The organism is Clostridium sp., assembly GCF_022482905.1.
Classification (GTDB): Bacteria; Bacillota; Clostridia; order Clostridiales; family Clostridiaceae; genus Clostridium_B.
The window spans coordinates 2734949-2758722 of sequence record NZ_JAKVOI010000001.1; the positions used below are offsets into that span (position 1 = coordinate 2734949).

The 23774-nt window shown below is 34.3% G+C and carries 19 protein-coding genes, 2 riboswitches and 1 other annotated feature; of the genes, 8 read left to right on the top strand and 11 right to left on the bottom strand.

The genetic code is table 11. The annotated features are described in order from the left end of the window. Positions 1 to 12: 12 nt before the first annotated feature. Positions 13 to 219 (top strand) — a binding site (T-box leader). Between the two features lie 84 nt (positions 220 to 303). Beyond that, positions 304 to 2736: a leucine--tRNA ligase gene (gene leuS, locus LKE46_RS13415; RefSeq protein ID WP_291723288.1), complete on the top strand. Its 2433-nt coding sequence runs from the start codon at positions 304 to 306 to the stop codon at positions 2734 to 2736. A gap of 41 nt (positions 2737 to 2777) precedes the next feature. Here the strand turns inward: leuS and LKE46_RS13420 are convergent, their stop codons facing one another. Further along, the gene (locus LKE46_RS13420; RefSeq protein WP_291723291.1) at positions 2778 to 3566 is read right to left on the bottom strand and encodes a GTP pyrophosphokinase; all 789 of its coding nucleotides are present in this window, start codon (positions 3564 to 3566) and stop codon (positions 2778 to 2780) included. A 125-nt stretch (positions 3567 to 3691) separates the two neighbouring features. On the opposite strand from LKE46_RS13420, the gene LKE46_RS13425 reads away from it, so the two are divergent. Next, positions 3692 to 4471, top strand: a complete 780-nt coding sequence (locus LKE46_RS13425) for a DUF2225 domain-containing protein (protein WP_291723294.1) — start codon at positions 3692 to 3694, stop codon at positions 4469 to 4471. Positions 4472 to 4481: 10 nt separating this feature from the next. Here LKE46_RS13425 and LKE46_RS13430 read toward each other — a convergent pair whose 3' ends face one another. From LKE46_RS13430 to LKE46_RS13445, 4 genes are all read right to left on the bottom strand, one after another. After that, positions 4482 to 5168, bottom strand: a complete 687-nt coding sequence (locus LKE46_RS13430) for a metallophosphoesterase (RefSeq protein WP_291723296.1) — start codon at positions 5166 to 5168, stop codon at positions 4482 to 4484. A 24-nt stretch (positions 5169 to 5192) separates the two neighbouring features. Continuing rightward, complete coding sequence (locus tag LKE46_RS13435) at positions 5193 to 5459, bottom strand: EscU/YscU/HrcU family type III secretion system export apparatus switch protein (RefSeq protein ID WP_291723300.1); 267 nt, start codon at positions 5457 to 5459, stop codon at positions 5193 to 5195. A gap of 15 nt (positions 5460 to 5474) precedes the next feature. Continuing rightward, positions 5475 to 7235: a hypothetical protein gene (locus tag LKE46_RS13440; protein WP_291723303.1), complete on the bottom strand. Its 1761-nt coding sequence runs from the start codon at positions 7233 to 7235 to the stop codon at positions 5475 to 5477. A gap of 115 nt (positions 7236 to 7350) precedes the next feature. Then, positions 7351 to 7965 (bottom strand): ECF transporter S component, encoded by a 615-nt coding sequence (locus LKE46_RS13445; RefSeq protein WP_291723306.1) that lies wholly within the window; start codon positions 7963 to 7965, stop codon positions 7351 to 7353. Between the two features lie 109 nt (positions 7966 to 8074). Continuing rightward, positions 8075 to 8190, bottom strand: a riboswitch (FMN riboswitch). Between the two features lie 733 nt (positions 8191 to 8923). Between LKE46_RS13445 and LKE46_RS13450 the strand changes: the two genes are divergently transcribed. The 3 genes from LKE46_RS13450 (at position 8924) to LKE46_RS13460 (ending at position 10873) form a co-directional block, all read left to right on the top strand. Next, entirely contained in the window at positions 8924 to 10252 is a 1329-nt protein-coding gene (locus LKE46_RS13450; RefSeq protein ID WP_291723309.1) for a helix-turn-helix domain-containing protein, read from the top strand. 17 nt (positions 10253 to 10269) lie between these two features. Further along, the gene (locus LKE46_RS13455; protein ID WP_291723311.1) at positions 10270 to 10425 is read left to right on the top strand and encodes a hypothetical protein; all 156 of its coding nucleotides are present in this window, start codon (positions 10270 to 10272) and stop codon (positions 10423 to 10425) included. Positions 10426 to 10591: 166 nt separating this feature from the next. After that, the gene (locus tag LKE46_RS13460) at positions 10592 to 10873 is read left to right on the top strand and encodes a glutaredoxin family protein (RefSeq protein ID WP_291723313.1); all 282 of its coding nucleotides are present in this window, start codon (positions 10592 to 10594) and stop codon (positions 10871 to 10873) included. 57 nt (positions 10874 to 10930) lie between these two features. Here LKE46_RS13460 and LKE46_RS13465 read toward each other — a convergent pair whose 3' ends face one another. After that, the gene (locus LKE46_RS13465) at positions 10931 to 13084 is read right to left on the bottom strand and encodes a Tex family protein (protein WP_291723315.1); all 2154 of its coding nucleotides are present in this window, start codon (positions 13082 to 13084) and stop codon (positions 10931 to 10933) included. 138 nt (positions 13085 to 13222) lie between these two features. Here LKE46_RS13465 and LKE46_RS13470 point away from each other — a divergent pair, with 138 nt between their 5' ends. Continuing rightward, the gene (locus LKE46_RS13470; RefSeq protein WP_291723317.1) at positions 13223 to 14563 is read left to right on the top strand and encodes a M28 family metallopeptidase; all 1341 of its coding nucleotides are present in this window, start codon (positions 13223 to 13225) and stop codon (positions 14561 to 14563) included. On the opposite strand, the gene LKE46_RS13475 is transcribed toward LKE46_RS13470, so the two are convergent. From LKE46_RS13475 to hpf, 4 genes are all read right to left on the bottom strand, one after another. Then, on the bottom strand, positions 14544 to 15776 hold the full coding sequence (locus LKE46_RS13475) for an MFS transporter (RefSeq protein WP_291723320.1): 1233 nt from the start codon (positions 15774 to 15776) through the stop codon (positions 14544 to 14546). The two genes, LKE46_RS13470 and LKE46_RS13475, sit on opposite strands and share 20 nt — an antisense overlap. A gap of 37 nt (positions 15777 to 15813) precedes the next feature. Beyond that, a protein-coding gene (gene prfB, locus LKE46_RS13480) for a peptide chain release factor 2 (protein ID WP_291723323.1) occupies positions 15814 to 16921 on the bottom strand; the annotation gives its coding sequence in 2 pieces (ribosomal slippage) (positions 15814 to 16842 and positions 16844 to 16921; 1107 coding nt in all). A gap of 22 nt (positions 16922 to 16943) precedes the next feature. Next, positions 16944 to 19508: a preprotein translocase subunit SecA gene (gene secA / locus LKE46_RS13485; RefSeq protein WP_291723326.1), complete on the bottom strand. Its 2565-nt coding sequence runs from the start codon at positions 19506 to 19508 to the stop codon at positions 16944 to 16946. 157 nt (positions 19509 to 19665) lie between these two features. Beyond that, positions 19666 to 20196 carry a ribosome hibernation-promoting factor, HPF/YfiA family gene (gene hpf / locus LKE46_RS13490; protein WP_291723330.1) on the bottom strand — a complete coding sequence of 177 codons (531 nt, stop codon included), beginning with the start codon at positions 20194 to 20196 and terminating at the stop codon, positions 19666 to 19668. A 344-nt stretch (positions 20197 to 20540) separates the two neighbouring features. Further along, positions 20541 to 20643, top strand: a riboswitch (SAM riboswitch). Between the two features lie 74 nt (positions 20644 to 20717). On the opposite strand from hpf, the gene LKE46_RS13495 reads away from it, so the two are divergent. Together LKE46_RS13495 and LKE46_RS13500 are read left to right on the top strand one after the other, a co-directional pair. Continuing rightward, complete coding sequence (locus tag LKE46_RS13495) at positions 20718 to 22343, top strand: methyl-accepting chemotaxis protein (protein WP_291723333.1); 1626 nt, start codon at positions 20718 to 20720, stop codon at positions 22341 to 22343. A gap of 98 nt (positions 22344 to 22441) precedes the next feature. Then, positions 22442 to 22915 (top strand): putative ABC transporter permease, encoded by a 474-nt coding sequence (locus LKE46_RS13500; RefSeq protein WP_291723336.1) that lies wholly within the window; start codon positions 22442 to 22444, stop codon positions 22913 to 22915. A 209-nt stretch (positions 22916 to 23124) separates the two neighbouring features. Here the strand turns inward: LKE46_RS13500 and LKE46_RS13505 are convergent, their stop codons facing one another. Next, complete coding sequence (locus LKE46_RS13505; protein WP_291723339.1) at positions 23125 to 23727, bottom strand: cupin domain-containing protein; 603 nt, start codon at positions 23725 to 23727, stop codon at positions 23125 to 23127. Positions 23728 to 23774 lie beyond the last annotated feature (47 nt).

Genomic DNA, 23774 nt, shown 5'->3' on the forward strand with positions numbered 1-23774 from the left:
GATAAAAGTAAATAATTAGCTTTGAATAAGGAATAGTAATATTTACATCACTAAAGAGAGCTGTTGTCAGGTGAAAAACGGCATGAATTCAAAATATGAACTCGCCTTAAGAGCTTGTCTGAATAAATCAGATACGGAAAAATCCGTTATATTTTAAGTGAAATCATTTGTTGATTTAATTAGAGTGGTACCGCGGGAATTGAACTTTTCGTCTCTTTTTGGGAGATGAGAAGTTTTTTATATTATCAGTATAAACAGTATTAGATGAACCTATATAGCTATTATGAACAAAGGAGAGATTTTATGTACAGCACTAAAATTGATGAAAAATGGCAAGAAAAATGGGAAAAAACACATATTTATAAATTTGATGAAGATAACCTGGCTAATAAATTATATGTACTGGAGATGTTTTCCTATCCATCAGGGAGTAGACTTCATGCCGGGCATTGGTTCAACTATGCTCCCGTGGACTCCTGGGCAAGATTAAAGAGAATGCAGGGTTATAATGTATTCCAGCCTATGGGTTTTGATTCATTCGGACTTCCTGCAGAAAACTATGCCATCAAAACTGGAATTCATCCAAGTGATTCCACTGAAAAAAACATCGCCACAATGGAAAAACAGCTTCGATCCATGGGTGCCATGTTCAACTGGGAAAATGAAGTAATAACCTGCCATCCTGATTATTACAAGTGGAACCAGTGGCTATTTCTTCAACTATATAAACACGGTCTGGCTTTCAGGAAAAATGCTCCCGTAAACTGGTGCCCCAGCTGCAAGACAGTTCTTGCAAATGAACAGGTTCAGGAAGGCCACTGTGAAAGATGCGGAACCGAAGTCACTAAAAAGGATCTGACTCAGTGGTTCTTCAAAATAACGGATTATGCAGAAGAACTTCTTCAATACCTTGACAAACTTGATTGGCCTGAAACAACAAAAGCAATGCAGCGACACTGGATAGGAAAATCCACAGGTACAAATGTAACTTTCAAGGTAAGCGATTCTGATCTTGAGTTCAGTGTTTTCACTACAAGGGTTGACACTTTATTTGGTGTTACTTATGTAGTACTGTCACCTGAAAACACCCTGGTGGATAAACTGACAAAGGAAAAATACAGAAAACAGGTTGAAGAGTACAAAGAACAGGCCAAAAAACAGAGTGAGATTGAAAGGCAGTCAATCACAAGAGAAAAAACCGGTGTATTTTCCGGGTCATATGCCATAAACCCTATAAATGGAAGGAAAGTTCCAATATGGATTGGTGACTATGTACTCAATACTTATGGTACTGGAGCCGTAATGGCAGTTCCTGCCCACGATGAAAGGGACTTTGAATTTGCCACCAAATACAAGCTTCCTATAGAGAGGGTTATAGAAGGCGGAGACAGTCTCCCTTATGTAGAATATGGGAAAATGATAAACAGCCGCGAATTCAACGGTCTGACAACAAAAGAAGGCAAGAAAGCTGTTACCAAAAAACTTGAAAACATGGGACTTGGTTCTGGAAAAGTAAACTACAGATTAAGAGACTGGCTTGTATCCAGGCAGAGATATTGGGGAACCCCTATTCCAGTAGTCTATTGTGAAAAATGCGGTATAGTTCCCGTTCCTGAAGATCAACTTCCAGTTAAACTTCCATATGATGTTGAATTCTCACCAGATGGTAAATCTCCCCTGTTGAAATCGGAAGAATTCATGAATACTACATGTCCCCACTGCGGAGGTCCCGCAAAAAGAGAGGCGGATACTCTTGATACCTTTGTATGCTCTTCCTGGTACTATTTAAGATATGCAGACAATAAGAACAGCAGTGAAGCCTTCAACAAGGACAAAATAGAAAGAATGCTCCCTGTAGACATGTATGTAGGAGGTCATGAGCATGCATGCATGCATCTTCTATATGCAAGATTTATAACCAAGGCCCTCAGGGATATGGGATTTTTGAATTTCGATGAACCGTTCTTGTCTCTGAGACATCAGGGCATAATACTGGGACCCGACGGACAGAAGATGAGCAAATCCAAGGGTAATACCATATCACCAGACGATTGCATAAAAGAATACGGTGCGGATGTATTCAGGCTGTATCTTATGTTTGGATTTGACTACTCAGAAGGCGGTGCCTGGAGTGATGACGGAATTAAGTCCATGAGTAAATTTGTAGACAGAGTTGAGCGAATTATATCTGAGGCAAAGCAGGAAATAAATACTGCCAAAAACAGTAAAACCTCAATGGATGATGCTGAAAAAGAACTCAACTATGTCAGAAACTTTACTATAAAATCAGTTTCAGAGGATACAAATAAATTTCAATTCAATACATCAATAGCAAGGATCATGGAGTTCACAAATGCTCTATCCAAATACTTGAAAACTAAAAATAAAAATACGAAATTTTTACAGGAAACAATAGTAGATTTTGTGAAAATATTAGCTCCTTTTGCACCTCATTTTTCGGAAGAACAATGGGAATTCCTCGATAAAAAATATTCCATATTCAATGAAAAATGGCCTGAATTTGATCCAAATGCCCTAATAAAGGACAATATTGAAATCGCCATTCAGGTAAATGGAAAAATAAAATCCAAAATAAATATTGCAACCGATCTTTCAGAGGATGAAGTAAAACAAATAGCCCTGACACAGGAAAATGTCAAGTCAGCCATTGAAGGCAGGAATATTAAAAAAATTATACTTGTAAAAGGCAGACTCGTAAATATAGTTGCAAAATAAATTAAAAAGGCAGGTTTTTTACCTGTCTTTTATATAATCCTTTAATTATATATTTGAATCATCTTCTCTGTAGATTTCAACAGATTTACAAGTTCAAAAACTTCACCTTCATCAATAAGTTTGTTCAATTCCTTCTGATATCTTGTGGCATCCGATAACTTTCCCATTGATGAAATCGTGATTATATTGTTCATTATATCAGATACAAGGCTGGACTTGACCTCAAATAATTTCTGTGCATCCTTGATTTCGTCTTTAATGTCAAGCATCTGCTGGTCAAGATTAAATGCAAGATCCGCCGCACTTTTAAGCTTTTCCTTGATGTAATCCGGTATCTCATGTTTATATTTATAATTAAGGGAGTGCTCTATGGTGGCCCAAAAATTCATGGCCAGTGTCCTTATTTGAAATTCTGCAATTATATCCTGCTGACCTTCCGCCATATTTACAGGATATTTAATTATAACATGATAACTTCTGTACCCACTCTTCTTGACATTTGTTACATAATCTTTTTCATACAATATGCTCATATCTTTTCTGCTTCGAATTATATCAACTACCTTTTGAACATCATCTACAAACTGGCACATAATTCTTATACCAGCTATGTCTTCCATTTCATACCTTATTCTGTGAAATGGTATGTCAAACTTATTGGCTTTTTCAAGTATGCTGGATATCTCCTTTACCCTTCCAGTAACAAATTCTATAGGTGAATACTCATTTTTCTTTCTATACTCGAGTCTTATGCTTTTAACTTTAACCTTTAACTCCTCGACAGCTTGTTCATAGGGTATTAAAAATGTTTTCCACTCTCCTATTGCCATATTGATCCTCTCCTATATGGATATATGCTAAAATTATTTTATAACAAAATTTAACTAAAATCAAAAATATATTTAAATCTTTGATATAATAGAATTACAACTATTAAATAAGGGTGGAATTTTAAATGTCCAAGGAAACAGATAACTCAATATTATATGATCCACAAGAACAAATATTCATGTTATACGATAAAAAAGTAAGCTGTCCTGTGTGTGGAACCAGCTTTAAGGCAAGATCCATTAAAAAAGGCTCCTACAGAATATTAAAAAAGGATTCGGATTTTTTTATACGATATTCGAGAATAAACCCCTATTTTTATGATGTCTGGGTATGTGACGAATGTGGCTATGCCGCTATAAAAAACGATTTCGAAAAATTAAGCGATTATGATGCGCAAATGATAAAGGGAAAAATTTCGCCAAAATGGAAGCATAAGAATTATCCTGAAGTATATGACATAAATCTGGCAATTCAACGATATAAATTATCATTGCTGAATTACTACACAATAAACTCCAAGGCAAGTAAAAAGGCAATTAACTGTCTAAAGCTGGCATGGATGTACAGGCTTAAAGATGACCATGGAAGCGAGCTGCAGTTTTTAAAGCAGGCCCTCAATAACTTTTCTACTGCATATTACAATGAACCATCCCCAATATGCGGCATGGACAAGTATACTACAATGTATCTCATAGGCGAATTGAAAAGACGTCTTGGAGATGGCGAGGAATCCCTCATATGGTTCAGCCAGGTAATGACATCCCCTACATCGTCCCAGAAAATCAAGGATTTAGCCAGGGAGCAAAGGGACCTCATAAAATCCAATACTGAAAATACTATAGAGCAGGAACAGACAACAGATAATAAGCAAAGCCATAAATTCTTTCATAAATTCCGTAAATAAAGAACCTGGATTAAATTATTTTGACCGGATTAAAGTTTATATAGTCTGCTGAGGTCAATATATATTCTGTGCCATCAATTTCCCCTGAAACAGCCCTCAAAAGGGCTTCTCCATGGAGATGCCCATATATAACTTTTTCAATGTCGTATTCTTTAAACATGTTTGTAAATTCCGAATCCATGAATTTTTCACCTATTGGCGGATAATGCATCATTACAATAAATTTTTCATATTTGTTTTTTGATGCTGATTCCAGAGAATTCTTCAATCTCAATACTTCCCTGTTATATATTTTCTGATCATGGGGTGTAAAATTTTCACTCCCGGGGCAGTTCCACCCTCTGGTGCCGCAAATTGCATAATCATAATAACTAAAAAAATTATTTTGAATAAACTTCATATCCTCATATAGATTGTTTAATTTATTTATACTGGTCCACCAATAGTCATGATTTCCCTTGACAAATATTTTTCTTCCAGGCAATTCGTGAATCCATTCAAGATCCAAAATTGCACTTTCCATATCCATGGCCCATGATATGTCACCGGAAATTAAAACTGTATCATCATCAGATATTTTATCCATCCAATTTTCATGTATCCTGACATCATGTTCATACCAGTTATCACCAAAGACATCCATAGGTTTATTGCCACTTTTGTCAAGGTGTAGATCGGATATTGCAAATAAAGCCACTAGATCACCCTCTAACTATTAAGCCTATTTTGGATTTATACTGTTATCTATATCCACCACATATGCTATTACTTTTGCAACAGCATCATACAGTTCAAATGGGATATTATCTCCGATATTTATGTTAACAAGAAGATTTGCAAGTTCCTTGTCATATACTATGGGCACATTTGACTCTTCAGCCTTTTTTAAAATATTGTCGGCTATCTGTCCTATGCCTGCAGCACTGACTATAGGTGATTCATAATCAACATCATATTTTAAAGCTGCTACCTTTTTTCTTCCATCCATAATATTTACCTCTCATTATGCCCTTGTATTTATTATTCCAATCTCATTATCCTGAAAGAACTCTCTGCAGGTTGATATATTCATTTCCTCATGTTTCTCATTGAAATCAATATCTATATTATAACCTAAGTTGGATAGGCTCTCCAATATTTTTTCACTGTGATTTTCCAGAAGCTTTATAAATGATTTCTGACTCTTTACATCTATATGCATATTTTTGTTTTTTACAGCCAGATACGCGTCCACTACACCCATATTTTCAGTATTTATAGCTGTGGCAATTTTAACATTTGAACTATCAATCTTTTTTCCCCTTTTCCTGTCATCCCTTATTATCAATTTACATTCATAGTTGCTGTTCTGAAACTTCAATGGCATGTCCATATAATAGTATGAATTTGACACAGTATTGAATATTTTAAAGTCATTAATATTATTATTTAACAAATTCATTATATTCACAGGCTTGTCAGGACTTTTGTCCTGTATTTGGTTGATCACCTGCTCTATTATATCAGACATTTCCCGTGTTTTAAAATTCAGCTGATCCTTTATCTGATTTGAAATAGTTTCTATTATATCTTTGGATATCAAGTTGGATTTATCTTTTAAAAAATACTCGTTGAAAATATTTTTGACTTCACTTTTTATATTGTTTTTTGTATTTTCTGCCCCAGTTTTATTATTACCATTCTGTATATTTTCATATTGGTTTGTGTTATCCTGTTTTATATTTTCATGCTTTTCAATCATCTCACCCTTTGGAGCTGCTGTATTTTCTGGAATTTCACCGGATATATTCCCGTCTATTTTTTGATTGACACCTGCAGGCTGATTTTTTAAATTATTTTCCCTATTCTCTGCCGCATTATTCTTTACAACATTATTCTCTGCAGTATTATTCTCTACAACATTATTTACATTTTCTTTCACTGCGGCTATTTCCGAACTATCTACATTTTTATATGCTTTTTCAATATTTTTCTGCAGTGCATCCATATAATCACTTGTAGTTGATTTTACATTTTCAGGACTTTGTTTAAATTCAGGCTGCACGCTCACTCCTAATTTCTGTCCGAGATTTTCAATTTCCCTGTATATAACAGCCGGCTTTTTAAATACATCATTAAAACTTTTTATGTTCTCATTGTTTATATCTATATTATTTTCAATAAATGTAAATACATCGCCATCAGAAAGTTTTGCAATATCGGTAAACAAACTTTTTAATATACTGCTTGCCCTTTTCCCTTCACTGCTGTTGGCATCTATATTTCTGCTTAAAAGATATTTCTGTATAAAATTATCCACTTCTCCTCCGCCGTTCTGCGTTTTGTTCATAAATTCCAGGAGTGATTTCATATTTGAAACATTGCTTTTAGTAAGTGGAATTTCATGTTTTATCATACCTTTAATAAGATCATAGTCCTGCATACTTAAGTTCATGGAATTTTCCTTTATAAAAAGTTTTACAGCATCATTTCCTCCGTCCTTGACCCCTTCATCTGTTCTGCCAACAATCTTTAACTCGAGTTTCCCATCCTGAAATCCATCAACTTGAAACCTTAATAATTGATTTTTAGATACCTGATCCATATTTTCTATATCTGCAGAAAACTGCCATCCATCCAAAAGCCTTAATAATATGCTCTTAGAGACTTTATCAAGATCTACTATTCTAGCTATGAATTTTTGTCCTATCTCAAAGGAAAGTTTTGTTGATACTTTCTTATTGTTTACATTATAGGTACTATTTACATTCCATATTCCCGCCAATTTAATCACCCTTCAAATAAATATACAGTATATTTATTTATCGTACACAAGTCCAATTTCATGAATAAAAAAATCTGGCACCACTAATTTACAGGTGTCAGATTTTTTATTTTTACTAGGCAGCTTGCCTTCCTTCTCTATGCTCTTTTTTCAATATTGGCGACACACTTTTGTAAACCACCAATGTAAGTACAGTCAATGCCAGCCCCTTAAAAAGGTTAAATGGTATGATGGACCAAAGTATCAAAGTACCAACGCTATCTACATTCCCATTTATTTTTGATGCAATTGCAACTATCTGGCTTATAGGAAAATTAAATGCCTTTTCATAGAGCGGCAGAAGTACAAAATAATTCAGAATCGCTGCTGCAATCGACATTGTTACCGTACCTGCTATAAGACTCATTACAGCTGTTGCCCTTGATTTTTTAAACTTGTATATTATTCCTGCCGTACCTACAAGAACAGCTCCTATGGCAAAATTCGCCAGTTCTCCTACAAAAGCTGTCTGGCTTGCAAATATTCCATGAAGTACATTTTTTAAAAATTCTATTATGATTCCAGCCTCAGGTCCCAGTGCAAAAGTTCCTATCAAAGCTGGCAAATCACTAATATCGATTTTCATGAATGATGGGAATATCGGCAGTGCGAACTCTAAAAACATAAGTAAAAATGCAATAACGCCCAACAAAGATATCTTCACAAGTCTGTTCAATTTCCTGTTCTTCATAATACACCCTCCTAATTCATAAGTATAATCTCCTACTCCTACCATATTAAGAGGCGATAAAGTATAATAAAAAAGCTCCAACAAAAGTCAGGGCCAATAAATGGTATACTTTACACTTCTTCCATCCAGACTATACTGTCGGCTTCGGAGTTTCACCGAATCATGCCATTATGGCTCGCGGGCTTTACCGCCGGTGGGGAATTACACCCCGCCCTGAAGATTATATTCAATTTAATTACATCTTTATTATATAACCTTTTTTATTAAAAAGCAACTTTATGTACCTTCATGACTATAAAGTTCATATGCCATTTGAATGCGGAAACTACAAATACTTTTATCATTTAAAAGTACTTGTGAAATCTGATTATACATTTCTTCTATTCTATCGATTATCCTTTATCTTATTTATTACAGGTGCATAAATTTAACTTTTTTCTTTTTTAAAAAAATACCGTCAAAAAAGTTTACACCTATTCAAACGCCTACCGCAACGGAAATACTTCTTAGCAAATCCATATTTGATGGTCTAAAAAAATAATCAAACATAATATTTAGATAGGACAGTTTTATATATATTCTCAAAAAATTTGGAATACTGGTGGCTTTAGATTAAAATTCTATTTTCACTATAAAAAGGTAGGCTTTAATACTATGAATAATTTTTATGATGATATTAACTATAGACGGGTATTCTTATCACAAATAGCTGCGGCATGCTCCCCTAAAATTCAAATTTACTGCGCTGCTATATATTTCCATATAAAAATATATTTCTATTTTTAGAATAATACAATTTCCCGTCTATGCTTATATATTACTATATAAAAAATTTCTTTGCAACTTTTTTTCAAATTTTTGTTGCAATTTTTATACTATAAGTATAAAATGTAAATTAATGAGAATAAACTATTTTAAAATTACATTCAATCATTTATACTTTATTTTGGGTGATTAGATGAAATTCCTGACTAGCAGTGAAAAAATAAAAAAATTAAGAAAAGACTTGAATATGAAACAACAGGATCTTCAGGATAAAAATATAACCAGAGGCCTCATAAGCATGATTGAAATAGGGCGGAGAACTCTCAAACATGACACGGCTGTAACACTTGCCCGGAGATTCAATGCCAGAGCTGAACAATTAGGTCATAAATTGGTTGTTGATGCAGATTATCTTTTAAGATCCCCTGAAGATGACGCAGAATTATATTGCCTTGAAAAACTCAACTCAAAAGATATTGTTATTGACGATATAAAATATGTACTATCCATAGCAGATGAATACAACTTAACATCAGTAAGAGCTGAAGCCCATTGTAAACTTGGGGATATAAATTATGATAAAAAGAATTATAAAAATTCTTTTATAAATTACAATCAGTCCCTTGATATTTTTAAAAATGTCAAGCAGCACGAAAAGATATCCTACATATACTGGAGGCTTGGCTTATGTAAGATGAATCTTCTTCAATACACAGACTGTGTTACATACTTGAATTTTTCCATACATTATTCTCTTGCACATGATGATCCAAGAATTTACGAGCTTGCTTTATATGATATAGCTCTTGCGTATAGGAAATTAAACAAAATAGACCTGTGCCTTGAAAACATAGACAAATACTTATCTACACACAACAGGCAAGATAATTTTACCTTTTACATATATGCAAATATTTTAAAGGCCGACTGTTTTGAAGCCAAAAACGATTTCCAGTCAGCTATAGACATATATAATTCTTTAGAAACCAGAATTACAGATTTAGAAAGCCCTTTGTTGGGATATATATACAACAATCTAGGTCTTGTATACTGTCATATGAATGATTTTGAAAACAGCATAAAATACTTCAACATGGCTGAACTTTTTAAGTATAAATTTGATAGACCAACTTTGTCCCATACACACATAGAAAAATCTCATGTATTTATAAAGCAAAGACTTTATAATAAAGCAATTGAATCAATAAAAGAAGGTCTCAATAATGCAGTTAATTACGATGATATGGAATATCTTATAAAAGGCAACTTCATGCTCTCAAGGATATATGAAATACTGGATGATTATGACAGACTTGAAAAAGTATATCTTGAATTAGTCAGGATATTAAAAAAGGCTTGTGAAATTCACAACACTTCGGACCTTTCACTTGTCTACAATAAACTGTCATTGATATATCTCTCAAAAGGGAATACAGCCAATACCAAAAAGTATTTGTTGCTATCCCAGGATACTATAAGAAGCTACAATGATTCAACATATTATAGCATAAACATTTTTTAATAGGGGGAAAATTTAAAATGAAAAAGAAACTTATCAAGACTATCATTACTGCTGTATGCTTTTTGACACTTGCACTAGGCGCCGTTACCACCATTCAGGTTGAAGCCAAATCCATTTCTGTTAAAAATCCTGTAATTACCGTTCAGCCGATGGAATTGCCTCCATCTCATTAAATAATTAGCATTACTAAAAAACAGGCGTTTCACATTTGTCAATCATATGTGAAATGTCTGTTTTTATATTAAAATTAAATATATAGAAAAATACAGTATTTTGGTATATAATAATGTAATATCAAATAAAAAAAGTCAGGTGATTATAGTATGAAACCAATTACATATGTTTGTAACAAGCTGGTGTCCCTACTGTAAACAGGCACTTAACTGGATGAAGGAAATTCAAAATGAAAATCCTGAATATAAGAATATTGATGTAGAAATAATCGATGAAGAGCGCAGTCCCGAAATAGCAAAAAAATATGACTACTACTACGTACCCACATACTTTGTAGGAGAAAACAAGATACACGAAGGAGTTCCATCAAAAGAAATTATACGTCAGGTATTTGAGAAATCCCTTGAATCGTCATCTGATTCTCAAAAAGTAAAAATTTCCGAATAGAAACTTCTGTATAAATAACTGTCCGCATCTAATATATAATTGGATGCGGACTTGTTTTTATTTCATACTCAGTGAAATCCTCTTCCTCTTTTCATCTACTTCAAGTATGGTTACCTGTACGATATCGCCGACTTTCACTACATCCAGAGGATGTTTGACAAATTTGTTTGAAAGCTGACTTATATGTACCAGTCCATCCTGATGAACTCCTATATCTACAAAAGCCCCGAAATCGGCCACGTTTCTGACTGTACCCGTAAGAACCATGCCCGGCTTGAGCTGGTTCATATCAACTATACCAGTCTTGAGTACCGGCTTTGGAAGTTCCTCCCTCGGATCTCTGCCCGGCTTTTTTATCTCTTTTATTATATCTCTAAGTGTAGGTACTCCTGTACCCAGTGTGCTGGAAAGTTTCTCAAGATCTATTTTCCCGACTCTGCTATCCATATCCTGAAATCCTCCGGTTTTCAAACTCTGCTCTTCATATCCAAGACTGTTCAGAAGTCCTCTTGCCGCATCATAGGATTCTGGATGCACCGCAGTATTGTCAAGAGGTTCACTGCTTTCCATAACTCTCAGAAAACCTGCGCATTGCTCAAAAGCTTTTGCTCCCAATCTCTTGACTTTAAGCAATTCTTTTCGATTCTTGAATTTTCCATTTTCTTCTCTATAGGCTACAATATTCCCGGCTATCGTAGAATTTATTCCTGAAATATAAGAAAGCAGTGAAGGTGTGGCTATATTGAGGTCAACTCCAACACTATTTACACAGTCTTCTACAATTCCTTTCAGGGATTCATCCAATTTTTTCGGAGCAACATCATGCTGATATTGTCCAACCCCTATTGCCTTCGGATCTATCTTTACCAGTTCTGCAAGCGGGTCCTGGAGCCTTCTTCCTATTGATATAGCCCCTCTAAGTGATACATTTACATCAGGATAGTCTTTTGCAGCAAGCTCTGATGCCGAGTATACTGAAGCTCCAGCCTCTGATACTATAACGTAGTACAGCTCCTTCCCTTTTTCCTCTTTTACTTCCTTTATGAGCCTTCCGATTACTTCTTCCGATTCCCTGCTTGCAGTTCCGTTGCCAAGGGATATTACATTCACATCATGTTTATATACAAGATGTTTCAAGGTTTTTATTGAACCTTCCACATCATTCTGAGGTGCAGTAGCATATACTATGGCCGTATCCAGCAGTTTTCCCGTATCATCCAGCACTGCTATTTTGCATCCATTTCTGAAGCCGGGATCATATCCCAGCACATTCTTGCCTTTTATCGGCGGCTGCATAAGAAGAGCTTTCAAGTTTGCCTTGAATATTTTTATAGCCCCTTCCTCGCCCTTGTCTGTAAGTTCGGATCTTAGCTCCCTCTCAATAGAGGGATATATCAATCTTTTTAGAGAATCTTCAATGCTCTTTTCTATGTAAATATCTGTGGTATTATTGCCTTTAAGATATTCTCTCTTCAAGTAGTCCAATATTCTATCCATGTCGCAATTTATCTTAACAGATAAAATTTTTTCTTTTTCACCTCTATTTATGGCAAGTATCCTATGGGGTGGAATAGATTTTACTGCTTCACTATATTCATAGTACATCTCATATGGGGTAGGCTCCTCGCTCTTACCCTTTGTTTCAATAACTCCAGTATCATGTACGAACTTTCTTATCCATTTTCTATATTTTGCTTCATCGGATATAACTTCACTTATTATATCCATGGCACCTGACAAAACATCTTCTATAGATTCCACTCCTTTTTCTTTATCTAAAAATTTTTCCACATAGGAATTTATATCACCATTGAACTTTCCGCTTATTATAACATCAGAAATAGGCTTTAATCCCTTCTCCTGTGCAACAGTAGCCCTGGTTCTCTTTTTAGGCTTATATGGTCTATATATATCTTCAATTTCAGTTAAAGTGCTACAGACTTCTATGGATTTCTTCAGCTCTTCCGTAAGCTTGCCCTGTTCCTCTATTATTCTTATTACATCTTCTTTTCTTGTATTTAAATTTCTAAGATATATGAGCCGCTCTGCAAGTTTTCTCAAAGTCACGTCACTCATACTTCCTGTGAGTTCCTTCCTGTACCTCGCTATAAAAGGTACCGTATTACCTGAATCTATCAATTCAACTACATTACTGACATACTTTTTATTAACACCTAATTCCAAAGATAAAGTATCTATTATACTGCTCATTTTTACCTCCTGCTCTGATTTTACAAATCTACTATATAAATAATCAACTAAAAATATATTACAACAGTTATATGAACTATGGCAAATTAATATATATATATCTATGGATACAATAAATAATTTTGGGAGTTATAGTATATGAAAAAATTTATATTATCTTTATTTATAATCATATTTTGTTTAATTTGCTCCACAAGCTTTGAAATCTATTGTTCTACAGAACCTTTAAACCCCAAGGATGTTAAAAACACTATAAATTACCTATCTTCTGATGACTTCAATGGCCGGCTCTCAGGAACTATAGAAAATTACGAAGCAGCTCGTTTTATAATGGAATACTTCAAAAGAGAAAATTTAAAACCTTACAGTAACAACTATCTTGAAAAATTCAATGTCATATACCCCAAAAGAGTAGACGGGGTACCAAACCTTGTGGTAAGAGATAAAAATGGTTTTATAATAAAACAATACAAATATGGAACAGACTACAAGGAAGACATGCTGAATTTTAGAAATAACAATGTATCTTTTAGCAGAGAAGACCCCATTGCGTGGAGGGGAGGCAGTTTTCAGGTCCAAAAGGGGAATACATATTTTTTATTCTATACTCCACAAAATGACAATCTAGATTTCAGGAGTTCCTTTATTGCAAACTCTCCTCATTCAATGTATGTAATGATAAAAAAACGTACTTCAGAAGAGATAAAAAATTACCTGAATTCTGGTTTTCAGGTAGACTGCTTTATACCATTTGAGAACAGAATAACGTCCATATATAATGTAGTAGGCTATATAGAAGGTAAAAACAAATCTCTTCCTCCAATTATACTTTCTGCTCACTTTGACCACGTCGGAAGTGATCTGTCCGGGAAAATATATAACGGTGCTTTGGACAATGCCTCGGGAACTTCCTTTTTACTTGGTCTTGTAAAATATGTAAACTCTTTAGGCAAACCCGACAGAACTATAATATTTTCAGCCTTCAATGCAGAAGAGTTTGGATGCCTTGGTTCAAAGGATTTTGCAAAAAAGTATAAACAGAACTTAAAGGGAAGTAAAGTTATAAATTTTGACATGATAGGAAGCAACAAAAATGTTCCTATATCCATAATGGCTGGAAAATGGGACAGCAAAAACTCCAGCTTTGTAAAAGAGATAGCCTCCCTCTGCACCAAAACCGATGAGAACTTCAAATACCTATTCGAAAATGCAAGTGACCATGAATATTTCAGAGCTTATGGAATAGATGCCATAACCCTTTCTGATGCCGATACATCAAGGATACACACTCCAACGGACAAGTTATCCTATATTGGTACTAAATCTATCGAAAGATGTTTCAATATTGTCTCAAGGGAAATAGACAAGTATGCTTTTGACAACAACCCATATTTTTTATACTATAAATCATTTCTTGTTCTGTCATTTATTGGAATTGTGACAACAAGTATACTATACGTCAAACATGATTCCCTTTAGACTTAATATAATACAATACAATACTTGTAAGGGAAAGTATAATTAGTCCACAACTGAAAAAGCCAAATTTTCCTCCGAAATTTTCCATTATAATTCCTGCAAAGGCATTGCCAATGGGAGTACTTCCCATATTCAAGAGTGAATATATACTCATAACCCTGCCTCTATATCCATCTTCAGTGTTAAACTGCAAAACTGCATTTGCTCTATTGAGAAAAGTAAGACTAAAAAAGCCTATAGCTATAAAGAGACAGGCTACTGCTATATAGTTGAATGTGAATACGGTTGTTATGTGTAGAACTCCAAGAATAAATGAATTTACAATCAGATAATGATGGACTTTCAGCCTTCTGCCTTTATTTGCCATAAACATAGCACCTAAAAGAGACCCTATTCCTATAAGGCTCAATAGAAAGCTGTATTCACTGACGCCTCCACTCATAACCTGCTCTGCAAATACAGGTATAATCACATTGCTGTTAAATGCAAAGGTACACACTATTGCCATCATGAACATTGTAGACATCAATATTTTCCTGTTTATTGTATATATTATTCCATTTTTCAGTTCCCTGAAAACCCCTGAGTTTTTATCAATGAATTCAGTTGGATTACCTTCAGCCTTTATTTTAAATACACCATATATAATTGGTATAAAACTTATTGCATTCAACAGGAAACACTGAAATACACCCAATGTATTCATTATTATTCCTGCAAATGCCGGACCGACTATGCGGGATATATTAAAGACAGTGGAGTTCAATGATATGGCATTTGGCAAATCCTTCTTTCCTACAAGTTCTATAAAAAACGATTGTCTTGTAGGCATATCCAGGCTGGTTATGGTACCATTTACTGCAGCAAGTGCTGCAAATATCCAGTACTTATCTGAACCTATGTATACAGTAAGACTCAATATAAATGCCTGAACCATATACGAAAATTGAGTCGCCATCAAAATCTTTTTCTTTGAATGTCTCTCTGCTATGACCCCTCCTATAAGCGTTATCAAAAGTACTGGTGCATACTGGAATACTCCTATAAGTCCCAGGAGAAAAGGCGAATTGGTCATCTTGTATATATACCAGCTCAAAGCAGTATTTTGAATCATTGTTCCCATTAGGGACAGTAGCTGCCCCGATAAAAAATACCTAAAATCTCTGTGTTTGAGGGATACAAATGTATCTCCCAATTTACTTTTAAGTCTCATATTAAAATCCTTTTCAATTATTACTTCATATAGATATCTATTTTGCCTGCTGTTTCAAGTATGCAACTATAAAATTATCTATATTTCCGTCCATCACCGATGTTACATTTCCGTTTTCCTCTCCGGTTCTATGATCTTTGACCATGGTATAAGGTTGAAATACATAAGATCTTATCTGACTCCCCCAGCCCATGTCTTTCAACTCTCCCGTCAAATCCTCTATCTTCTCTTTGTGTGCTCTTTCCTTTAGTTCCACAAGTTTGGATTTCAACATTGCCATTGCTGTTTCCCTGTTATAGTGCTGACTTCTTTCATTCTGGCACTGTACTACTATTCCAGTAGGTATATGCGTTATTCTTACAGCAGATTCAGTTTTATTTACATGCTGGCCTCCAGCTCCACTGGATCTGTAAGTATCCACTTTCAGATCTTCCGGTCTTATATCTATATCCTGATCCTTTGTAAGTTCAGGAAGTACCTCCACTGAAGCAAATGATGTCTGTCTTTTTCCATTTGCATTGAAAGGTGATATTCTTACCAGTCTGTGTATTCCTCTCTCTGTTTTTAGATACCCATAGGCAAATTCACCTATTATCTTCAAAGATACACTTTTTATACCCGCATCCTCTGCCGGAAGCATATCAAGTATTTCAACCCTGTATCCTGATTTTTCAGACCATCTTGTATACATTCTAAGCAGCATTTGAGTCCAGTCCTGGGCATCCGTTCCGCCTACACCTACATGTAAATTCAATATTGCATTATTTTTATCATAAGCTCCAGACAGAAGTAATTTTATTTTAAGCTTCTCCAATGTATCTTCAATATCTTCCACTTCATCTATTATATCCCTTGATGCATTTGAATCCTCTTCTTCTATAGCCATATCCGTAAGAAGCTCTATATCCTCAATTCGCCCTTTCAGCTTGTTGTACACATCCAGTTTTTCATTCAAAAACCTTTCCTCAGATGATATTTTCTGTGCCATCTGAGGGTTATCCCAAAAACCTTTTTCCTGCATTTTCATCTGGAGTTCCTGTATTCTATTTTTACAGTTATCTAGGTCAAAGAGACCCCCTTATCTCATCCAATGATTTTTTAAGAAGATTTATTCTGGAATTTACATTCTCCAACTCAACTATCATGTAATCACCTCGTATATTTAAATTAGTTATTGATATTAACTACCTTCCCGCAACAATTTTTGTATTTTTTACCACTTCCGCATGGACAAGGATCATTTCTGCCAACCGTCTTCTGTTTCTTTATTGGCTGCCTCTTCACAGGTTCGCCTTCACTCTGGTTAGTACTTAAATTTTTTGCAACTCTCTCTCTTTCAGGAGCCCTCTCAATTTTTACATGGAACAGATATTTTATAGTATCCAATTTGATGTTATAGATCATTTCATTGAACATCTCACTGCCCTCGAATTGATATGCCTGGGCAGGTTCCTGCTGTCTGTACGCCCTTAGGCCTATAGCCCTCTTCAGGTGTTCCATATCATCTATATGGTCCATCCATTTAGTATCAACAACTTTAAGAAGTATTACCCTCTCTATCTCCCTCATCTGCTCCGGCGTAAACTCTTTCTCTTTTTCGGCGTAAATTGTTTCTCCCAATTCTATATATTTATCTATTATATCTTCATTAGAAAGATTTGCTATATCATCAAACTTGATTGCACCTTCAGGGACATAAACTTCTTCCATATAATTTATTAAATTTGTGATCTCCTCGTCAAACTCGTCCTCATCACCAGATATGTGTGATTCTACAATTTCAGAAACAAGGCTGTGCAGCATGTTTTTAACCTGATCTTTGAGATCTGTTCCTTCCAGCACTTCGGATCTTTGTTTGTAAATTATCTCCCTTTGCTTGTTTATTACATCATCATACTGCAGCAGAGTTTTTCTTATGTCAAAATTGTTGCCTTCCACCTTTTTCTGCGCATTCTCTATTGCATTTGTAACCATTTTGCTCTCTATTGCTTCATCTTCACCAAGTCCCAGCTTTTCAACCATTCCCTGGAGTCTATCCGATCCAAATATTCTCATCAAATCATCTTCAAGTGAAACATAGAATCTGGATTCTCCAGGATCTCCCTGACGTCCTGAACGTCCTCTGAGCTGATTGTCAATTCTCCTGGATTCATGCCTTTCCGTACCTATTATCTTAAGTCCGCCTAATTTTACAACACCCTTGCCAAGTTTTATATCGGTACCACGCCCTGCCATGTTGGTAGCAATGGTTACAGTTCCTTCTTCACCGGCATAGGAAATTATCTCAGCTTCCTTTTCATGAAATTTTGCATTCAATACCTGATGAGGTACTCCTCTCTTTTTAAGCATATCTGAAAGGAGTTCAGATTTCTCTATACTTACCGTACCAACAAGTACAGGCTGACCCTTTTTATATGTTTCATAAATATCATCTGCTATAGCCTTAAATTTACCTTTTGCAGTTTTATAAACCAGATCAGGAAGATCCTTTCTTATAACAGGCTCGTGAGTAGGAATGACTATTACATCCAAGCCATATATTTCCCTGAACTCATTTTCTTCTGTCTGGGCCGTACCTGTCATACCCGAAAGTTTGCTGAATATTCTAAAATAGTTCTGGTAGGTTATAGTTGCAAGAGTTTTTGACTCCCTTTCAACCTTAACCCCTTCCTTCGCTTCTATAGCCTGATGAAGTCCATCACTATATCTTCTTCCTTCCATCATTCTTCCTGTAAATTCATCTACTATCAGTACTTCTCCGTTTCTTACCATATAGTCCTTATCACGTTTCATAATGTAATTTGCCTTCAGCGCCTGAACTACATGATGCTGAAGCTCCATGTTTTCTGGATCCGCATAGTTCTCGAGGTTGAAAAATTTTTCGGCTTTTTCTATACCGCGGGATGTAAGAATTACTGCATTGGCTTTTTCATCTACTGTAAAATCGCCCTTATCTTTTTCTTCAATTTCCTTGTCATCCTCAGACACATTCTGCTTTTTCAAAGTCTTTGCAAAATGATCTGCCACCTTGTAAAACTCAGTTGATTTCTCACCTTCACCGGAAATTATGAGAGGTGTTCTAGCCTCATCAATCAAAATTGAATCCACCTCATCAACTATGGCAAAATTCAATTTTCTTTGAACTCTCTCCTCCTTGTATACAACCATATTGTCTCTAAGGTAGTCGAATCCAAATTCACTGTTGGTCCCATAAGTTATATCACAATTGTAGGCTTCCTGTCTCTGAGCCTGATCCATATCATGAAGTATGACTCCAACCTTAAGTCCAAGAAATTCATATATAGGAGCCATCGAATCCCTATCTCTTTTTGCCAGATAATCATTTACTGTGACTATATGGACTCCCAAACCTGTAAGGGCATTCAAATAAGCTGGTGCGGTGGCAACCAATGTCTTACCTTCACCAGTTTTCATTTCGGCTATTCTACCTTGATGGAGCACAACTCCACCTATTAACTGTTCCCTGTAATGCTTCAATTCTACAGTCCTGGATGCAGTTTCCCTGACTACTGCAAAAGCTTCAGGCAGCAGCGAATCCAAAGTTTCTCCATTTTTAAGCCTTTCTTTAAATTCGTCGGTTTTAGCCCTCAACTGGTCATCTCCCAGTTTCTGCATGTCATTATCCAATTTATCTATATTATCTACTATTGGAATAATTCTTTTTACTTCCTTCTCACTATATGAGCCAAATATTTTTTGAAAAAGTTTCATTATTTTCATCCTCACATCAAATTTTATATAAAGATATATACTTTATAAATTATATCATCTAATTATATGGCATTCAACTAATAAAAAAATAGTTTACTTTAGTTTAATATATAAAAACAAGAGAGGAAGTTTTTAAACTTCCTCTAATAAATATCTTTTAAAATTCAGGCTCAATAAGCCCATAGTCTCCATCTTTCCTTTTATAAACTACATTTACTTCTCCACTTTCAGCAGCCTGATACACAAAGAAATTGTGACCTAGAAGCTCCATTTGAAGAACTGCTTCCTCCGCAGACATTGGTTTTACTGCAAACCTTTTAGTTTTAACTATCTTATTGTCTTCTTTTTCATCTTCACGCTGGTCTGGTATGAACTGGAACCTTAATGACTCTGAAGAACGTTGCCTTTTTAGTAACTTAGTTTTCTGTTTCCTTATCTGTCCTTCTAATTTATCCACAACTAAGTCAATTGAAGCATACATGTCATTATTTCTTTCTTCACCCCTGAGTATAACTCCCTCAAATGGTATAATAACTTCAACAATCTGGGAATTCTTCTGCACACTTAATGTAACATGTGCCTCTACATTAGGGTTGAAATACTTGTCAAGTCTTGAAAGCTTTTTGTCCACTGTATTCTTCAATGCATCAGTCACTGAAATATTTTTTCCCTTTACCGTTATTTTCATATTTCCAGCCCCTCTCTTATCAACATATGCCTGTGATAAAATCATCATAAACATACGTTTACTTTATGATGGTTTTAAAAGATATACATTTATATGATTATGTAATCTTCTATAATTATATTTTAATACTCTTTATAATAAAATACAATAGTACAAATTTATTCTTAAATTTATGTACTCAAAGCTAGAAAACATCTGAAATTATTCAGCAGATGACACCTCTGCATGTTTTTTGTAAAATAGTTTCCCAAAACAGCTAAAATGCTTGACAAATAAGAAGATAGGATATATTATGTAACTCATATAAATATTAGTATAATTTTATTAAAATTTAAATATGTAAATTCTTATCAAGAGTGACTAAGGGACTGGCCCTATGATGTCCGGCAACCTGAACATTTATGTTCAACGGTGCTAATTCCAGAAGGTAAAACCTGAAGATGAGAAACACTAAGACATATGAACTTCTTACAGTGTTCTCTGTAGGAAGTTTTTATTTTGTAAAAGGGGGAGATTCTATTATGAAAAAATATAAATTACTAATACCACTAATTTATATAATTATTGCATTAATACTCTTTTTTATATTCAAAAATATTTTGTCCAGAAATATTTTATTACTCAACAACATCATACTTATACTAATAAGCCTGATACTCTACAGTATACTGATAGATAAAACATCTAAATTTTTAGACGAAATTAACAATTCTTCCTATAAGATTGCGGAAGGAAACCTAACTGAAAAATTAAATGTTGATAATAAAGGTGTATTTAAAAAATTATGTTCCAATTTAAATAGTATCGTTTTTAATACAAGAAAATTTATAAACGAAACTACTATAATGACGGATAAATTGATAAATTATTGTCACAACTTGAATGACAATGGGAACAAAATAAAATCATCTACAACTGAAACTTGTGCGGCTATAAGCAAGATTTCTTCAGATATGACAGAACAGACCAACTATATACTTGAAACTAAAAAACTTTTTGATGACATCGGAAAAGATTACTCAGATATGGTGTCAAATGGGGAATCGATCCACGGCATAGCATCTTCCATGATATCTTCTATAGAGGATAATAATAAAATTTATAATGAACTTGTAGAAAAAATGAATGAATCAGCATCTTTTAACAATAAATTGGCATCTAAAATAAATACTTTATATGAAAGGGCTTTTAAAATTCAAACTATAGCGGATACAGTAAATCAAATAAGCAAAAGCACTAATCTACTTTCATTAAATGCATCTGTAGAGGCTGCAAGGGCCAAAGAATCCGGATCTGGCTTTGCCGTAGTAGCAAATGAAATAAGAAAGCTTGCCAAAAGTTCATCTGAACAAGCCAGTGAAATTCAAAGCATAGTAGATAATATAAAAGATGAAATTTCAAGTATATCAGTTGACATGAACAAGGAAGTTAAAAGTATAAATGAGAATATCCAGTTTTCAAAAACAATTAAAGATAATTTAAAAAATACTCAATCGGAAAGCTATAATACTCTTAAATCTATAAAGAACATAACTAATGACATAAATGTTCAAAATAAAAATATAATTGATATACAAAATATAATTAAAAAAATATCTTTTATATCTGAAAGCACTACTTCCTCCACCCAAGAAGTTGCATCTGCATCCGATGAACAATCTTCAGCTATAAAAAATATATTCAATTCAATTTCAAATTTGGAAGATATGAACAAGAAAGTAAAAAACAAAATAGATTCTTTTGCTAAAGACTACAAACTTACAGAGGAAACAAAAAAACACATACAAAAGGGATTTAAAATTTTGCAAGATGTAGCAAAATGCAATGGACTTTCTACAATGGATTATAAAGTCTGCACCAAAATACTAAAAGAAAATATAGTCAAATATCCACATTTTCAACTTTTTGGATTAGTGCAGAAGGATGGATTAAGAAAGGCTATTTCTTTGGATTATGACGAGAAAGAAGTATACGAGAACTTCTCCCACAGGCCATATTTCCAGGCAGCCGTAAAGGGAGAAAATTATGCCTCCAAACCTTATGTATCCGTAGATACCAATGACTATATTATAACAATAGCAGTTCCCGTCAGAAATACTACATCTCAAATTACAGGTGTACTGGTAGCAGATTTGATGCTTGAATAGCAGTCCACTACTAAACCAAAAGAATATTAACAGACAAAATTGAATAATATAAAAAGTGAACCAGGTCAATCCTATCTAATGGAGGTAGAAAAGGTACTATGGAATACAGCAGTTCCAACAAATTAAAAAATAGGATATATAAAGATTTGCTTTTAATATTTATAATGGGTGCTTTGTATATGGTCCTTGAAGGTTTATGGCGTGGCTGGACACATATAAGTATGTTGGTAGTAGGTGGAACAAGTGCTTTCTTAATAGGGAAATTAAATGAACACCCAAAATTCTACGACAGAGAAATGTGGCAGGAGTGTGTGCTTGGAACCTTTATAGTTCTTGCATTGGAATTTATTTCGGGAATTGTATTGAACATATGGTTAAGACTTGATATATGGGATTATAGTAACGTACCTTTTAATTTATATGGTCAGATATGTTTACCATATGCATTACTTTGGTTTATGTTAATGCCGCTTTGCATATATACGGATGATTATTTGAGGTATAAGATTTTTGGAGAGAAAAGACCTGCAGGGATATTGAAAAATTACAGGGATTTACTTACAGGTAAATGAAAAAAATTAGTGCGACAGTTTTTTGTGTAAAAAAATAAATCTCCCATTCGAAAGAGTGGAGGAGATGAATTTAACATATTTGTATTCGACTTACTCACGTATAAGGGAGAAGAAGTACTTAATTTTAAAATCTTAAAAAGTCTTTAAATTATCATGACCACTCGTAAAACGAGTGGTTTGCTCTAGCCCTATAAATATGCTTTTTTTAATCATTTCTGACTCTTTTCAGCAGCTTCTGCATCTGCTTTAGTTACATGAACTGTATTCCGTGGATGTTGAGGTGGTGCATAAATAGAGTATACTTTAAGTGGTTTATTACCTGTATTAATGACATCATGCCATGTACCAGCAGGTATCATTATTGCAAAGTCATCTTCAACTCTCTTCTGAAAATATAAATTATTGCTGCTATTTCCCATTCTAACAAGTCCCTGACCTTCTTCAACACGTATAAATTGATCTACATTTGGATGTACCTCCAATCCAATATCATCACCAACATTGATACTCATTAATGTAACTTGCAGGTGATTTCCAGTCCATAACGCAGTACGAAAAGTATTATTTTGCTTAGTAGCTTTATTAATATCAACTACAAAAGGTTGTGGACCGTAATCTCTTAATTGAATTTGGTCATTATTATTGGACGATTGTGAAGAACTAAATCCTGAATTATAATCAACTTCATCATTAGAAGATCTGTATTGATTATTGACCCATTTTAAATAATTTGGATCATATATTGGGCCGTTAGATACACAGGGATATGGATAAACATTATAGTAATAATAACATGGATATTTTCTATACATATTGTTCCTTTCCTCTTATATTCTTACAAAATCATAATATGTTTTAG

Bases quoted from the DNA above. Each gene is read 5' to 3' on its own strand.
- leuS (WP_291723288.1), top strand. From the start codon at position 304: ATGTACAGCACTAAAATTGATGAAAAATGGCAAGAAAAATGGGAAAAA.
- LKE46_RS13420 (WP_291723291.1), bottom strand. From the start codon at position 3,566: ATGGCAATAGGAGAGTGGAAAACATTTTTAATACCCTATGAACAAGCT.
- LKE46_RS13425 (WP_291723294.1), top strand. From the start codon at position 3,692: ATGTCCAAGGAAACAGATAACTCAATATTATATGATCCACAAGAACAA.
- LKE46_RS13435 (WP_291723300.1), bottom strand. From the start codon at position 5,459: ATGGATGGAAGAAAAAAGGTAGCAGCTTTAAAATATGATGTTGATTAT.
- LKE46_RS13445 (WP_291723306.1), bottom strand. From the start codon at position 7,965: ATGAAGAACAGGAAATTGAACAGACTTGTGAAGATATCTTTGTTGGGC.
- LKE46_RS13450 (WP_291723309.1), top strand. From the start codon at position 8,924: ATGAAATTCCTGACTAGCAGTGAAAAAATAAAAAAATTAAGAAAAGAC.
- LKE46_RS13455 (WP_291723311.1), top strand. From the start codon at position 10,270: ATGAAAAAGAAACTTATCAAGACTATCATTACTGCTGTATGCTTTTTG.
- LKE46_RS13460 (WP_291723313.1), top strand. From the start codon at position 10,592: ATGTTTGTAACAAGCTGGTGTCCCTACTGTAAACAGGCACTTAACTGG.
- LKE46_RS13465 (WP_291723315.1), bottom strand. From the start codon at position 13,084: ATGAGCAGTATAATAGATACTTTATCTTTGGAATTAGGTGTTAATAAA.
- LKE46_RS13470 (WP_291723317.1), top strand. From the start codon at position 13,223: ATGAAAAAATTTATATTATCTTTATTTATAATCATATTTTGTTTAATT.
- LKE46_RS13475 (WP_291723320.1), bottom strand. From the start codon at position 15,776: ATGAGACTTAAAAGTAAATTGGGAGATACATTTGTATCCCTCAAACAC.
- secA (WP_291723326.1), bottom strand. From the start codon at position 19,508: ATGAAACTTTTTCAAAAAATATTTGGCTCATATAGTGAGAAGGAAGTA.
- hpf (WP_291723330.1), bottom strand. From the start codon at position 20,196: ATGAAAATAACGGTAAAGGGAAAAAATATTTCAGTGACTGATGCATTG.
- LKE46_RS13495 (WP_291723333.1), top strand. From the start codon at position 20,718: ATGAAAAAATATAAATTACTAATACCACTAATTTATATAATTATTGCA.
- LKE46_RS13500 (WP_291723336.1), top strand. From the start codon at position 22,442: ATGGAATACAGCAGTTCCAACAAATTAAAAAATAGGATATATAAAGAT.
- LKE46_RS13505 (WP_291723339.1), bottom strand. From the start codon at position 23,727: ATGTATAGAAAATATCCATGTTATTATTACTATAATGTTTATCCATAT.